General features: G+C 46.6%; 12 protein-coding genes and 1 pseudogene. 6 read left to right on the top strand and 7 right to left on the bottom strand.

The window, feature by feature from the left end:
• From HMPREF0670_RS16980 to aroB, 4 genes and pseudogenes are all read right to left on the bottom strand, one after another.
• A pseudogene (locus HMPREF0670_RS16980) lies at positions 1-71 on the bottom strand (RimJ/RimL family protein N-acetyltransferase); the annotation flags it as partial.
• 5 nt (positions 72-76) lie between these two features.
• Complete coding sequence (locus HMPREF0670_RS16985) at positions 77-313, bottom strand: DUF3781 domain-containing protein (protein WP_255346273.1); 237 nt, start codon at positions 311-313, stop codon at positions 77-79.
• Between the two features lie 6 nt (positions 314-319).
• Positions 320-877, bottom strand: a complete 558-nt coding sequence (locus HMPREF0670_RS04495) for an AAA family ATPase (RefSeq protein ID WP_009229986.1) — start codon at positions 875-877, stop codon at positions 320-322.
• A gap of 23 nt (positions 878-900) precedes the next feature.
• Positions 901-1,953 (bottom strand): 3-dehydroquinate synthase, encoded by a 1,053-nt coding sequence (aroB, locus tag HMPREF0670_RS04500; RefSeq protein ID WP_044077875.1) that lies wholly within the window; start codon positions 1,951-1,953, stop codon positions 901-903.
• Between the two features lie 240 nt (positions 1,954-2,193).
• On the opposite strand from aroB, the gene HMPREF0670_RS04505 reads away from it, so the two are divergent.
• The gene (locus HMPREF0670_RS04505) at positions 2,194-5,166 is read left to right on the top strand and encodes an outer membrane beta-barrel protein (protein WP_009229988.1); all 2,973 of its coding nucleotides are present in this window, start codon (positions 2,194-2,196) and stop codon (positions 5,164-5,166) included.
• A 1,441-nt stretch (positions 5,167-6,607) separates the two neighbouring features.
• On the opposite strand, the gene HMPREF0670_RS04515 is transcribed toward HMPREF0670_RS04505, so the two are convergent.
• Together HMPREF0670_RS04515 and HMPREF0670_RS04520 are read right to left on the bottom strand one after the other, a co-directional pair.
• Positions 6,608-7,147 carry a ClbS/DfsB family four-helix bundle protein gene (locus HMPREF0670_RS04515; protein ID WP_009229989.1) on the bottom strand — a complete coding sequence of 180 codons (540 nt, stop codon included), beginning with the start codon at positions 7,145-7,147 and terminating at the stop codon, positions 6,608-6,610.
• 138 nt (positions 7,148-7,285) lie between these two features.
• A complete protein-coding gene (locus tag HMPREF0670_RS04520) occupies positions 7,286-8,500 on the bottom strand; it encodes an L-serine ammonia-lyase (RefSeq protein ID WP_009229990.1) in 1,215 nt (404 codons plus the stop codon).
• Between the two features lie 428 nt (positions 8,501-8,928).
• On the opposite strand from HMPREF0670_RS04520, the gene HMPREF0670_RS04525 reads away from it, so the two are divergent.
• Both HMPREF0670_RS04525 and HMPREF0670_RS16665 read left to right on the top strand, forming a co-directional pair.
• A complete protein-coding gene (locus HMPREF0670_RS04525) occupies positions 8,929-9,831 on the top strand; it encodes an RluA family pseudouridine synthase (RefSeq protein ID WP_009229991.1) in 903 nt (300 codons plus the stop codon).
• A gap of 4 nt (positions 9,832-9,835) precedes the next feature.
• Positions 9,836-9,991: a hypothetical protein gene (locus tag HMPREF0670_RS16665; RefSeq protein WP_009229992.1), complete on the top strand. Its 156-nt coding sequence runs from the start codon at positions 9,836-9,838 to the stop codon at positions 9,989-9,991.
• A 35-nt stretch (positions 9,992-10,026) separates the two neighbouring features.
• Here HMPREF0670_RS16665 and HMPREF0670_RS04530 read toward each other — a convergent pair whose 3' ends face one another.
• Positions 10,027-11,076: a type I asparaginase gene (locus HMPREF0670_RS04530; protein WP_009229993.1), complete on the bottom strand. Its 1,050-nt coding sequence runs from the start codon at positions 11,074-11,076 to the stop codon at positions 10,027-10,029.
• Positions 11,077-11,299: 223 nt separating this feature from the next.
• Between HMPREF0670_RS04530 and uxaC the strand changes: the two genes are divergently transcribed.
• From uxaC to HMPREF0670_RS04545, 3 genes are all read left to right on the top strand, one after another.
• Positions 11,300-12,697, top strand: a complete 1,398-nt coding sequence (uxaC, locus tag HMPREF0670_RS04535) for a glucuronate isomerase (RefSeq protein WP_009229994.1) — start codon at positions 11,300-11,302, stop codon at positions 12,695-12,697.
• A 216-nt stretch (positions 12,698-12,913) separates the two neighbouring features.
• A complete protein-coding gene (locus HMPREF0670_RS04540) occupies positions 12,914-13,639 on the top strand; it encodes a hypothetical protein (RefSeq protein ID WP_044077876.1) in 726 nt (241 codons plus the stop codon).
• A gap of 144 nt (positions 13,640-13,783) precedes the next feature.
• Positions 13,784-14,602, top strand: coding sequence for an alpha/beta hydrolase-fold protein (locus HMPREF0670_RS04545; RefSeq protein ID WP_044077695.1), 819 nt, complete (start codon positions 13,784-13,786; stop codon positions 14,600-14,602).
• Positions 14,603-14,876: the final 274 nt, after the last annotated feature.

Genomic DNA, 14,876 nt, shown 5'->3' on the forward strand with positions numbered 1-14,876 from the left:
TACTTATAGAGTGATTCTGCGTCACTCTCCTGCCATGCCCTTAAAATCAGACGTTTTGTTTGTAATTCCATATCTCTTATATTATATCTACTGTAATAACTCCGTATTTAAAAGAATTGACTCTGATACGGACATGTGCCGCATCGTTGGTAACATAATAATTCTTCCCTCTCTTTTGAATATGTGCATCGTCCGTACTCTCGATAATTTCTGAAACAAAGCTCTCAATTTCATGGGGCGAAAGATGAAGTCCGAGTTTTCGGTTTATTCTGTCATACACAAGTTCTGTGTAGCAAAGCTTTTCTATGATCAAAACTTGCTAACAGCATTCTATGCTTTCAACATCTTTATTTCCTGTTATTGGAGAAAGAATCTCAGAAACCTTTTCTTTTAGTTCCGTTCCACACTGCCTAATGTTTTTTCCTGCTGTATCAATGACAATGCGATTGGTTTGCCACTCTTGATACGTTCTTTTCTCAATGTCGTCCCATGTCGGTAGTTTCATGTTCGCCACATCTGACCTCCTTTGTTCAGCACGTTTCCTGTGTTCCACCTTATCCGAACACACAATCTCTATGTTTACAAAACGACAACCATTCTTGTTTGCAACGTCTTCCCACTCTTTCCGTGTTAGTTCAATAGGATTGCAGCAATCGGCCACAACATTGTTGTTCAAGTGCAAATTATCACTAGCCATACGGTATGCCAATCTATACCCCTCACCCTCAACGTGGATGTGGCATAAGTCTTTCAGTCCTTGCTCAATGGTGTCAATTCGTAAATAAACTGCCCCAAACTCTTTTACAATAAACTTCGCCAACGTGGATTTTCCAACAGCAGGCAGTCCCGAAAGAATAAAAAGAATGGCGTTATTCATATCACACAGTCCATATTCGTTCTTTACATCGTCTCCCTAAAAAAGTCGAGAGCCTCTTTTATCTCGTCCCTTGTAGCCGTTTGATTGATTATTGGCTTACCAATATCTTCTAAAAGCGTGAAGTTTATGCCTGCTGATGTATTCTTCTTATCGTGTTGCATCAGTTCGATAAGGTCGTCGTAGTCGTTGCACGATAGCGGAAACGTACCGTAATAGCTACGAATAAACTGCACCGTTTGGCGCATTTTGCTTGTGGGAAAGTTTGTTTTAAACGTCGACAGGTACAGTTCGCACACCAAACCGAAGGCCACCGCATAGCCATGCAACACCGGTTGGCCTCTATGTAGCGCCATCGACTCGAATGCGTGCCCCACGGTATGTCCAAGATTCAAGGCCTTTCTCAATCCCTGCTCATGCGGATCTTTTGCAACCACCTCTTCTTTCACCCTTACCGATTGGGCCACCATCTGCTGCAATCGTCCCCAATTGGGTTCTCCAAGGTCGAAATTCAACAGTTCAGCCCACATCCGTTCGTTGCTTATCAACCCATGTTTCAGCATTTCGGCATAACCCGAACGCGTGTTCTTGTCGTCAAGCGTATCGAGAAACAACGTATTAAGCAGAACAAACCGGGCATTACAAAACGCGCCAATCTCGTTTTTCAGTCCGTTGAAGTTAATTCCTGTTTTACCTCCCACGGCTGCATCCACCATAGCCAACAGCGTTGTTGGGATGTTGATAAAGTTAATGCCCCTCTTAAAGGTGGCCGCAGCAAATCCTCCCAAGTCCGTCACCATTCCTCCGCCAAGGTTTATCAGGCACGAGCAACGTGTTCCCTCTTGTTCGCCCAACATTTCCCACACCATCGAAAGCGTTTCGATATTCTTATGCTCGTCTGTCGAAGGAATGGTTATCAACTTAGCCCCTTTCACGCAATCAAATCCTTCTATCTTTGGCCAACAATATTCTCTTGTTGTTATGTCTGTTAGTACAAACAGCTTATCGGGCGCGCAAACGTCGATGGCGTGCGCCAAATCTCGCTCCAAATTGTCTGAAATAAGAACTTCTTGCATCATGTCCATGTTAGGTTTATTCTTCTCACAAAGTTAAAACAAACCGCCAAACCAGCAAAATTTCATTGTAGAAATTTCGTTTAACCCATTAAACCCTTTTTCCTTTTCATCGTCACATATCGTAAAGTGGCACTCAAAAAGCGTGGCCTTGCTGCACTTAACGTGGCTAGTGGCTCGTCAACTTGTCAACTAATAAAAACAAAGGACGTAGCCAACCCGAGTGCCTTAAAAGGAATTTGGTTTATGAATAAGTATTGTTTATTTATCTTGTTATGCTTTGTTGCAGCGGTTACAAAGGCGCAAGAACGTAAGATTAGCGGCACGCTTACCGACCGCGACACGCACGAACCCGTTACACAAACTACGGTTCAATTGTTAAAATCAGACAGCACTTTTGTTGTTGGAGCTATCTCTAACGAGAAAGGCGAGTTCGCATTAAGCGCGCCCGCCGATGGCAATTACCTGCTCAAAATATCGAGTGTGGGCTATATCACCTATTTTAAGAAACTGCACATCGACGGTAAAGACCTGGCTTTGGGCCAGATTGTGATGAATGGCGATGCCATTATGCTGAAAGGTGCCACCGTAACGGGGCAAGCCGTGAAGGTAACGGTGCGCGAAGACACTTTTGTATACAACTCGGCTGCTTTCAGAACGCCCGAAGGCTCTACCATAGAAGAATTGGTTAAGCGTTTGCCAGGCGCGCAAATAAGCGACGACGGCAAGATAACCATCAACGGTAAGGAGGTGAAAAAGATATTGGTAGACGGCAAAGAGTTTATGACGGGCGACACCAAAACGGCCTTAAAGAACCTGCCAACGTCTATTGTAGACAAGATTAAGTCGTACGACGAGCGCAGCGATCTCGCTCGTGTCTCTGGTATCGACGATGGCGACGAGCAAACGGTACTCGACTTTGGCATTAAGAAGGGCATGAACAAGGGCGTTTTCTCTAATGTCGACCTCGCTCTTGGCACCGAATCGCGGTATGCCAACCGCCTTATGGGCGCCTACTTCAAAGACGATTATCGGGCGATGCTTTTCGCCAACGCCAACAACACCAACGACATGGGGTTTCCTGGTGGCGGCGGCAGGGGCAACTTTGGGCGCAATCGCGATGGACTTAACGCCTCGAAGATGGTTGGAACAAACTTTAACTACGAAAAGAAAAACAAGTTAAAGATTGATTGGAGCGTGCGTTGGAACCACTCCGACGGCGATGTGCAAAGCAAAGTGGCAACAGAAAACTTCGTTAGTACGGCCGCTTCGTTCTCCAATAGCCTTAACCAAAGCTACACACGTGGCAACCAATGGAACGCGCGCGGGCGTTTAGAGTGGCAACCCGACACGCTAACCAACATCATGTTCCGCCCTTCGTTCAGCTATTCCACAAGCGACGGCACTTCATCTAGCACCTCAGCCGCCTACAACGACAACCCCTACAACTACGTGTCCGACCCACTTTCCCAGTCGACCATCACCCAATTGGCGGCTCAAAACCTGATGGTGAACACGCGCTTGCAAAACAGTATCAGCTATACACAGAACAAAAAGGCGGGCGGAATGTTGCAACTGAACCGCCGATTAAGTGCCAGTGGACGAAATGTTACCCTTCGTGCCGACGTAGATTATGCCGACACCGACAATAAGTCGCTCGCTTTAACCGACGTACACCTTTTCCAACTGAAGAATAAGGCCGGACAAGACTCCGTTTACCAAACCAACCGCTATAACCTAACGCCCACAACGGCATGGAGTTATAGCCTACAAGCCACTTACAGCGAGCCGCTTTGGCAAGGCACCTACCTGCAATTTAGGTACAAATATGGTTACACTCGTACCACGAGCAACCGCTCCACATACGATTTCAGCAACCTTGGCGAAGGCTTTTTCTCATCCTTATCGCCGCTTTATCGTGGGTGGAACAGCTATCTTTCCTTGCTTACCAATCCCTACGAGCGTTATCTAGACCAGCGATTGAGCCGTTCTTCGGCCTACACCAACTACACGCACGAGCTAGAAATGATGATTCGTTTCGTGGGAAAGCGTTATAAATTCAATGCCGGCTTTATGGTTCAGCCCCAATCGTCGCACTTCACGCAAACCTATTTGGGACAAAACGCCGACACCATGCGCCACGTTTTCAACGTTTCGCCCACTCTCGAACTGCGTTATAAGTTCAGCGATGTAAGCCAATTGCGCATAAACTACCGCGGAACTACTTCGCAACCTGCAATGTCAGACCTGCTAGACATCGTAGACGACAGCGACCCTTTGAACATACACAGGGGAAATCCGGGCCTCAAACCCTCGTTCACCAACTCACTTCGTTTCTTCTACAACACCTATAAGGAGCGTCGCCAGCAGGCCTTCATGTCGTTTCTCGATTATAGCAACACGCGAAACGCAGTGAGCAACCGCGTAACCTACAACGAAACCACGGGTGGAAGAACCACGCAGCCCGACAACATTAATGGCAATTGGAATGTCAATGCAGGGCTAATGTTCAACACGGCCATCGACTCGGCAGGGGTATTCAACGTCAACACGTTCAGCAACCTGGGTTACAACAATTATGTAGGCTATGTTAGCCTAAATCCAACGTCGGGTTCGCAGCGCAACGTTACGCGTTCGCTAAGTGTTTCAGAACGATTGGCCACAAGTTATCGCAACAGTTGGTTAGAACTGGAACTAGACGGATCGTTTACATACGCCCATTCAAAAAACCAACTGCAATTGCAAAACAACCTCAACACTTGGCAGTTTGCCTACGGGGCCACACTCAACTTTACCCTTCCGTGGGGCATGCAGCTCTCAACCGACTTACACCAAAACAGCCGTCGTGGGTATGCCGACCGCGCACTTAACACCAACGAATTGGTGTGGAATGCCCAACTATCGCAGAGTTTCCTCAAAGGCAGTCCGCTCAGCGTGAGCCTTCAATTCTACGATTTGCTACGTCAACAAAGCAACTTTTCGCGTTCCATCAACGCCTATCAGCGCACCGACACCGAGTATAACAGCATCAACAGCTACGCCATGCTGCATGTGGTTTATCGTTTAAATCTTTTCGGTGGCAAAGAGGCACGTCAGCAGATGCGCAATCACGGGCCCAACAACGACGGCGATGGCCCTGTTGGTCCTCCACCTGGCGGCACCCCTCCTGGTGGAAGGCGTCCTTTTGGCAGCGGTCGCCCTATGGGTGGAGGGTTTTAAGCCCCCATCATCCCACCTATAACCACAATCCAACACACTCAACTGCCTCACCCCCTCCTCCCCCTTCAAGGGGAGAGGGGGCGGTTGTGTGTTGCTGCAACAAACATTTTGTATGTAAGTGCGCATGACTTACGATAGAAATCGGTTGAAATGTACATTAGACGACCTAAGTATTAAAAGGGCTTGTTCCAATTAATGGAACAAGCCCTTTTAATAGCAAATAATCTATTATGATTTATTGCTGTCTGCTAATCTTCAAATCGACTCGGTTTCTCTATCCGCAATGCCCATCAATAGGCGTTGCGGATTTCGTTTTCGAAAGGTAAGCCCCCTTTCAAACAATCATTCATCCCAAAAGTTATTCCGTGTAAGCGCCCGTTTACTGGCACAAGGGTAAAATTCAACACAGTCACGCAATGACGCAGAATTACAGCCATAAGGTTGTAAAACATTTGTACCGAAATTTAACATTATGAGTGCCCTCGTCGTAAAATTTCCAGGCATCGGTCGGATTTTCGCGCGTATTTTTAAAGCTTATAACCATTTGATTTATTGACGTTTACGAAAAATCAAGCACAAATACATGCCTTTTAGCATGTATTAGAGGTACAAAACAACATGAAGTGCTCAACAAAACGCCACCAAGCAATTTTTCATCCCAAATGGTCAAAATGCCTATAAATAACGCTTAAAATGGTGCTTTTTATGGGTTTTGGCTGCATTTTGCTGCATTTAACCTCGCATTTTGCTGCATTTAACCTCGCGTTTTGCTGCATTTTACCTTGCATTTTGGTGCATATTGCAATGCGTTTTGGTGCAAAATGCACTGCGTTTTGCTGCATATTGCGATATGTTTTGGTGCAAAATACGTTGCAACAACTAGCGATTAGACTCCATTTTCTTGTAGTTGCGGATGCAAATTTTGGAGAATTTTTCTTCAAAGAGAAATGTAAAAGCATAGTAAATGGCCAAGAGCGGAGGGGATAAGCACGAAAAAAATGCTGAAATTTCATCGTTTGGGCGCATTTTATATGGCTTTTGGCGGTTGTTTTCTTCTAGAATGGTTTGGCCGAGGAGCTCAGTTTGTAAAATATATTTATCATATTAACAAATCGCAAACAGACACTTTCCAAGATAAGGACAACAGCTATATATCGGCATAAGCGATAAGACTAAACATGATGGGCGCAATGATGTGAAGGGCGTTAAGTCCTTACTAAGGTAATGATATAGGGCGACGAAACGCGTATGGCGATCACGTTTCAGCCAGTTGCGCCCTTAACCCCAATCGGCTGTCCGCTATATCGCGCTTGTGAAAAACAGAAAGGGGCTTACTTTTGGTGAGAGGTGAAACCAATTTTTCTATTTGTCGGCAACCTGAATATCGTATTTGCTGTTTCAAATCTTTTAGCGGACTGCAATAATCATGATTTCTTTTGCATTATTTCTTAGATGTTTTTATGTGCATTTTTATCTTCTTCATCGCCCAATCGTAATGGCTCGCCGTTACTGAAACACAGTAAGAACCAAGTGGAGAAGTTCCTGTCCAATCCAAAGCACCTTTGGCAAAGAGTTCATCGTTGGAGTAATTTTCTATCAATACCATTACATCCTTATGGCTTTCTTTCAATTTTGCCTTTGCTTCCGTCAGCGGTGTGCTTTGGTGTTTCTTCCAAAACTCCACGTTCATTGCCGGATATGTCCTCCAATTATATGGTTCGGGAAGAAAGGGTTTAGGTTTGCCGTTACTATTGGCTTGAACCCAATCCAGCAACAGATGATGCCACTCGTACAGATGCACAAGCACATCTCGCAGGTTCTTGTCCCTTCCCCAATGTGCCTCCTTACCTGCCACAGCCATTTCTTCGGAAAAAGTTGCCGTCTGAAGTTCCTCACTCATACTGTCAATAATCTTCCACATTTTTTCGAATTGTCCGTTGGCAGATGTTGTCAGATCCGTCTTTGTTGTTGCTCTTGTCATATATATATATATTTTTTTTGATGATTACATAATTGTGAAAGAAAGCGTGTTAGCAGATTTGCAGACCGCACCTTGTACTGATGTTATAGTCAAGCCATGAACTTATTTTTTAACTCAAGAACTTATAACCTCACAACCTCAACTTCCCATCATAAAGTCTTTGGCCAGTCCTCCTTCGCTTGTTTCCTTATAAAGCGAAGGAATATCGTGGCCTGTCTGTTTCATAACCTCGACCACGCGGTCGAACGAAACGCGGTGTCTGCCGTCTGAAAAAGCTGAATATAGGTTCGAATCCAATGCCCGAGTGGCTGCGAAAGCGTTTCGTTCGATGCAAGGTATCTGCACCAAACCGCACACGGGGTCGCAAGTCATGCCCAAATGGTGTTCCAATCCCATCTCCGCTGCATACTCTATCTGTGCCGGACTGCCGCCAAACAGCTGACACGATGCCGCAGAAGCCATTGCACAAGCCACGCCCACTTCGCCTTGGCAACCCACATCGGCGCCAGAGATAGAGGCATTCTTTTTAACAACATTGCCAAAAAGGCCTGCCGTGGCCAAAGCGTGTAGAATACGCGTATCAGAGAAGTTATGCCCCCTTGACAAATGGTAAAGAACCGCAGGCAAAACGCCACTAGCACCACAAGTGGGCGCAGTAACGATGGTTCCGCCCGACGCATTCTCTTCGCTCACGGCTAAGGCATAGGCATAAACCAAGCCGCGTGTTTGCAATGTTTGCTTATACCCGCTGGCCTTTACATAATAGGTAGCCGCCTTACGTGGTAAGCCCAACGGACCAGGCAGCACGCCCTCGCGATTAAGTCCGCGTTCAACAGCTGCTTGCATAACAGTCCACACCTCGTGAAGATAATCCCAGATGTCGGCCGTTTCGCATTGTTCCACATATTCCCAATAACTTCTGCCGCTTTTCTCGCACCATCGCATAATGTCCGTTAGCGTATTCATGTCGTATATGTCCTTCGTGTCGAACAAGTCACCCTCTTTCTTTCCCTCAGAGAGCGCACCTCCGCCAATACTATACACCGTCCACTCGTCAACGGGGTCTCCTTTGGCGTCTTTTGCAACGAACTTCATGCCGTTAGGATGAAACGGCAAGAACACCGAAGGCTGCCAAACAAGTTCAACAGGCGCAGTGGGTTCAAGCGTTTCAACGATGATGGCATCGGTCATGTGGCCTTTTCCCGTTGCAGCCAAGCTACCATAAAGGGTAACTTCAAAGCTAGCCGCTTGCGGATTGCGTTCTTTAAATATCTGTGATGCTTTTTGTGGTCCCATCGTATGGCTACTCGAAGGGCCTTTGCCTATCCTAAACAATTCTTTTAATGATCTCATTTCTGTTGATAATGTTTTTGAAGGGGTAAAAGAGTAGGTTCTTTATAATTCTATTTATACTTATAAAACTGGAATGAGGAAAGGGTTCCGATTTGGTTACTGCTCAAATTCCCCGAACCTCCTTGATTTGCTATTGTTCCGAACAACTCTTGTTATCCATGCAAAGATAATAAAAAGGTGCTGTCTAGCCAAAGAAAGCATTTGTTTTTTTTGTTTGTTGCAAACTCTTTATACAGCTTGGTCGGCCTTTAATTGTCTTATTGAAAGGTTGTGCTTGTCTGCAAGAATGGAGTGTGGGCAGTTCGCCATTTGTAAAGGATAGTGGATATTTTTGTGCAATTACTTAAGGGCATTCCACTCAAAGGGATTTTTTAGAACCAGCCTTTAAGGTCTGCTCCTTTTTTAGTAACTTTGCACAATATATACTTATGTGGCGCAAAAACATGAACAATAAAAACAAAGGGCAAGACTACGACCGCTATGACGTGACCGAAGAAAGCACGCTGCTAGATTGGCTGCTGCGCAATGTCAAAGGTAAAAGCCGAAACAAGCTGAAAGACATTCTGCGTGGACATGGCGTGTGTGTAAACGGCAAGTGCGTTACGCAGTTCGACTATCAGCTTGTACCTGGTATGAAGGTAACAGTGAGCCGAACAAAAAAAGCGGTTCCGTTTAAGAGCCGCTATATCAAGATTGTGTACGAAGACCGCTACCTCATTGTTGTGGACAAGAGTGTGGGCGTGCTGTCTATGGCGGCCGGACACTCGTCGTTGAATGTTAAAGCCATACTCGACACTTACTTTGAAAACAGCGGTCAGAAGTGTCGCGCACATGTGGTGCATCGGCTCGACCGCGAAACAAGCGGCCTGTTGGTTTACGCCAAGGACATGGAAACCGAGCAAATATTGGAACACAATTGGCACGACATGGTGTACGACCGCCGCTATGTGGCCGTGGTGTCGGGCGAGATTGTAGACGAAGGTGGAACAATCAGCAGCTGGTTGAAAGACAACAGTTCGTATATAACCTACTCTTCGCCCGTGGATAATGGCGGGAAGTATGCCGTTACCCACTTTCATGTGCTGAAACGTACGACAACCCACTCGTTGGTTGAATATAAACTAGAAACAGGACGTAAGAATCAAATACGCGTACATTCGGCAGACATCGGTCATCCCGTATGTGGCGACCTTAAATATGGCAATGGCGACAATCCCATTGGCCGCTTATGCCTGCACGCTTACATGCTATGTTTCTATCATCCCGCAACACGCGAACGGATGGAATTTAACACACCCATACCCCAAACCTTTAAACAATTATTCAAATAAACTTATGTCGAGCTTATCTTATTTTATCTTTGTGCTTGTGGCCATCATCATAGGCGTGGTGGTTATCAAGAAAGTTACAGGTTGCCTAATACGCTTTGTAGTAGTGTCGGTGCTGCTAGCGGTATTGGCCTACTTGTATTTCACATATTTCAGCGCATAACGGCGATGCCCTTAGTGGGCACGCGTTGCCTTAAACTATACCGATATTTCGCCAGCGATGCTCTTGTGCATCAGCTTTCTTACCATTCCATTGTCGCGATACATGCCTTGCAGAAACATCAGTTTGGCCAAGGCTGCCTCAACGGTGCTGTCGTAACCCGTCACAACACCTGCGTTTTTCAATTGAAAACCCGTGTCGTAGCGTTCCATTTCAACACTTCCGGCAATACATTGGCTGATGTTCACCACCACCACACCGCGGTTGGCGGCCTCTTTTAGCAGTTTCATCAACCACGGATGTTGCGGAGCGTTGCCGCTACCATAACTTCTCATCACGATACTACGAAGTTCGGGAGCCTCTATCATGTGGCGAACAATGTTTTCTTGTATGCCAGGAAAGATAGATAATATTGTGAGATTGGAGTCGAGAGCAGTGTGCGGCACCATCGGTTGCTCGTAGTTTGGCTTTAATATTTCGTGGTGATGAAAGTTAAAGTTGATGCCCGCATCGCAAAGCGAGGGATAATTAAACGACTCGAAAGCATTAAACCCTTCGGCGTTTTGCTTGGTCGAACGGTTGCCGCGCAACAGTTTTCCACTGAAATATATACATACCTCTGGCACCATTGGCGTGCCGTCTTCGTGGTGCGAGGCCGCCAAGTCGATGCTTGTAACAAGGTTTTCCTTGCCGTCGGTGCGCAATTGGCCAATGGGCAATTGACTGCCTGTTAGCACAACGGGCTTGGTAAGATTCTCCAACATAAACGAAAGGGCCGACGCCGTGTAGGCCATTGTGTCCGTTCCGTGCAAAATCACAAAGCCGTCGTAACGGTCGTAGTTGTCGGCAATGATGCCCACAAGGTGCGCCCACAGCCGCGGAGACATGTCGCTTGAATCAATGGGCGAGGCAAACTGATACACCTCAATACCCGTCTTAAGGTATTTAAATTCAGGTAGATTGTCTACCAAGCAGTTAAAGTCGAGCGGTTCGAGGGCACCCGTGGCAGGATTTTTGCCCATTCCGATGGTTCCACCCGTGTAGATAAGCAGCACCTTGTTGGTTCTTTGATATGTGAAACTTGCCATAACGACAATTTTTTAAACTTAATTTTTGCTGCAAATTTACGTCAAATCTTTCGTAAATCAAAAAATAAACGTATATTTGCGTTGCGTAAACAGAAGGTCTAGAACACCTCGTTTTGGGCATTGTGTTATCCGTTTGCAGCAACTAGCCTGCAAAGTGTAGCCGAAAGGCTGCTTGTGCCTGTCGGTTTTGCAGTAATCAACACGACAAAGAAACTTATCTATAATGCTATATATAGACGAAAATATTCTTCTTGAGACCGATTTTGCCCAAGAACTCTATCGCAAACATGCGCAGCGAGTGGCAGTGATAGACTATCACAGCCACATTTCGCCGCACGATGTGGCCGTAAACCGCACCTTCGACACCATCACTAGCATCTGGATGGAAAACAATCCGTACGTCTGGAGAGCCATGAGGGCAAATGGCGTGGAAGAGAAATACTGCACGGGAACGGAGGTAGACGATTGGCAACGCTTTGAAAAGTGGGCACAAACCATGCCTTACCTCATGCGCAGTCCGCTATATCTGTGGTCGCACTTGGCCTTGAAGTCGGTCTTTGGAATTGACGAGCCACTGAATGCGCAGTCGGCTCGCCGCATATTCGATGCTTGCAACGAGCAGTTGCAAGGCGGAGGACTTAGCGCGCGGTCGCTGTTACGCCGCTTTCGCATAGCTTGCGTCTGCACCATCGACGACCCAATCGATACGCTTGACCACCATCGGAAACTGAAAAGTGAGGGATGCGACATACAGATGTTACCCACTTGGCGACCCGACAAGGCCATGAACATCGAGAAGAAAGAGTTTCGCGGCTACGTAAAACAGTTGGGCGAGGTGGCAAACATAGACATTTCTACCTTTGAGAGCATGATGGATGCCTTGCAAAGACGGCACGATTTCTTTGCGCAAAACGGCTGTTGTATGGCCGACCACCAACTGGAAGAGTTTTACGACGAGGAATATACCGACTCGCAAATAGAAATAATCTTTGAAAAGGCCATGCGCGGACAAGACCTTTCGCGCGGAGAAGTGCGCCAATACAAGCACTGCTTTTTGAAACGTACGGCCGAAATGAACCAAGAAAGCAATTGGACGCAACAATATCATTATGGTATTCTGCTCGACAACAATTCGCTTTTGTACGACACCCTGGGGCAAGGCGTGGGTGCCGACTCGATCGGCGAACCCTACACCGCGCATGCCATGAGCCATTTCCTTGACGATTTGCACACGCGCGGCAAGCTAACTCGCACCATATTAACCTGTATGAACCCCGCCGACAACGACATGCTATGCTCTATGACGGGCAATTTTCAAGAGGCTGGCATACCAGGAAAGCTGCAATTCGGCATGGGATGGTGGTCTAACGCCCAACCGGGAGACATCAACGAACAGATAAACGCCCTCTCGCGTTTCGGTCTTTTGGGACGTTCCATTGGTGTTTCTACGGGTTCGCGTTCGTTGCTCTCGCTTGTTCGGCACGAGTATTTCAGGCGTTTGCTTTGCAATCTCTTGGGCAACGATGTGGCAAAGGGGCTTCTTCCTGCCGACATCGACTCGTTGGGCATACTGGTCGAAGACGTTTGCTATAACAACGCACACCGCTTTTTCGGGTTCTAAGAGGCTTAATGGTTTGAAGGAAAAGCTTGTTACACGGGCGTTGCAGGTTTATAAGCACGCTAAATCCGCATTACACAAGCAACCGGCTTGTAACACATGAAACAGACCCCACAAGTTCGGAAACTCAAAAGAACAACAAGCCCAACTAGCTAATTAACTTCATTCATGTCTATTGCTGACATATATTTAATAACTTAATTTTAAATGACTAACAACATGAACAGAACATTTAAAACACTAGTGGCGCTGCTCCTTACCGCACTTTGCTTTGTGCAATGCAGCCAAACCGACAACAAAAGCCTGCGCATAAAAGGTAAGCTAGAAGGCGTAAAAGACTCGTTGCTATTCTCGATTATGGCTATCGAAAACGGCGATCCCGTTGCTCACGACACCATTATAAGTACCAAAGGTGGCGAGTTCGACTTCACCATGCACCTAGATAGTGCGGCAGTGATGACCGTTAGCGACAAGGCTAACGACAAATACGACACGCTTGCAGGGTTCTACTGCGTGGCCGTACCTGGCGAAGAAATGGTTTTAAAAGGCGACATCAATAAAGGATGGAGCTTTGGTGGCAGCAAGTTCTATCGCGAACTTAACGAGGTGGAACAGGCCGTACAGCCAATCAACTTGGAGATAAGGGACTTTACTGCGGAATGGAACAAGCTAATGGCGGCTGGAAAGATAAACGATGACGTGGAGAAGAAGTTCTCAGACCGCGAAGAGGCTTTGTATAAGAAACTTGAAACCGCATGTTTGGCATTTGCAAAGGCACATCCCGACATGGAGGCTGCTGTTAGTTTACTTAACTATTTGAACGTGGAGAGTTCGGAAAAGCTCGTTAAGTTGCTTAACCCCAAGGTGCTTAACGGACGTATGAAGGCTTATGTTAACCCACGAATTAACCAACCCGACATAGAACCGTTGTCGGTTCCCGAATAAAGAGAGCCTTTTAAGTAAATAAAACAAAAACATATTGCGGCCATATCCCATTTGTTCAGCATGTGGGGTGGCCGCAACAACTCGCGGCCGAACCATAGTTTGGTTATGTATATCAGGCCGGTATAAGATTGTATCAGTGAATAAATGAAGATGAGAAAAGTGTTAATGCTGTTGGCTTTCTTCGCCTTGTGCCTTGCTGCAAGAGCTCAGAAAACCGACAAGGGCAATTTTGTGACCAAGGTAAATGCAATACCCAAAGGCTATAACTTTTGGGTTTATACGCCCACTGAGTACGAAGTGGACCAGCATCCCTTGCCATTAGTAATCTTTCTGCATGGTGCCAGCCTATGTGGCAACAACTTGCAACGCGTTCGTCGCTATGGAGTTCTCGATGCAATAGACCGCGGAAAGATTATCCCTACACTTGTTGTGGCACCTCAAAATCCAGGGGGAGCATGGAGTCCGCAGAAGATTAACGACCTTTTGGAATGGACCAAAGCCCACTATAAGGTAGATACCACGCGCGTTTATGTGCTGGGTATGAGCTTGGGGGGCTACGGAACGATGGACTTTGTGGACGCATACCCAGAGAAAATTGCTGCAGCCATGGCACTTTGTGGGGGCTGTTCGCGCAACGATGTCAGCGGAATTGGCCTCGTTCCGATGTGGATAATGCACGGAACTGCCGACAGAGCGGTACCAATGAAACAATCGGAAGTGGTGGTAAACAAGCTTAAAGCCCAAGGCAACGACAAACTTTTACGTTACGATTGGATTCAAGGCGGCTCGCACGGGTTGCTGGCACGATTGTTCTACCTACAAAAAACCTACGATTGGCTCTTTTCGCATTCGCTACGCGACAGCCCCCGAACGATAGACATGCACTTCGAAATAACTCGTGCAGACATCAACCAGACCTATCAAGAACTAAAAAGATTGCCTTCGTGGTATGATAACGACTGATTTTGTAGCTAAAAATCAAGGGGGGGTATCCTTTAAACAACGAACAGCAGCGCACGTATGCACCAGTACAGGCAGCTTGTAGTGACACTACAAAGGTGCTTGTACTGATGCTACAAGATACTTGTACAGACCTTCAAACTGCTTGTAGTGCAACCACAAGCGGCTTATAGACCCACTACAAGCGGCATTGTACCGATACATTGCTTGCAACTGGATGGCAGATGTATTTCTAAAACCATTTCTTTTATTATCCAAGGCGAAAGCACCTTTTAGC

The organism is Prevotella sp. oral taxon 317 str. F0108 (assembly GCF_000162415.1).
Classification (GTDB): domain Bacteria; phylum Bacteroidota; class Bacteroidia; order Bacteroidales; family Bacteroidaceae; genus Prevotella; species Prevotella conceptionensis.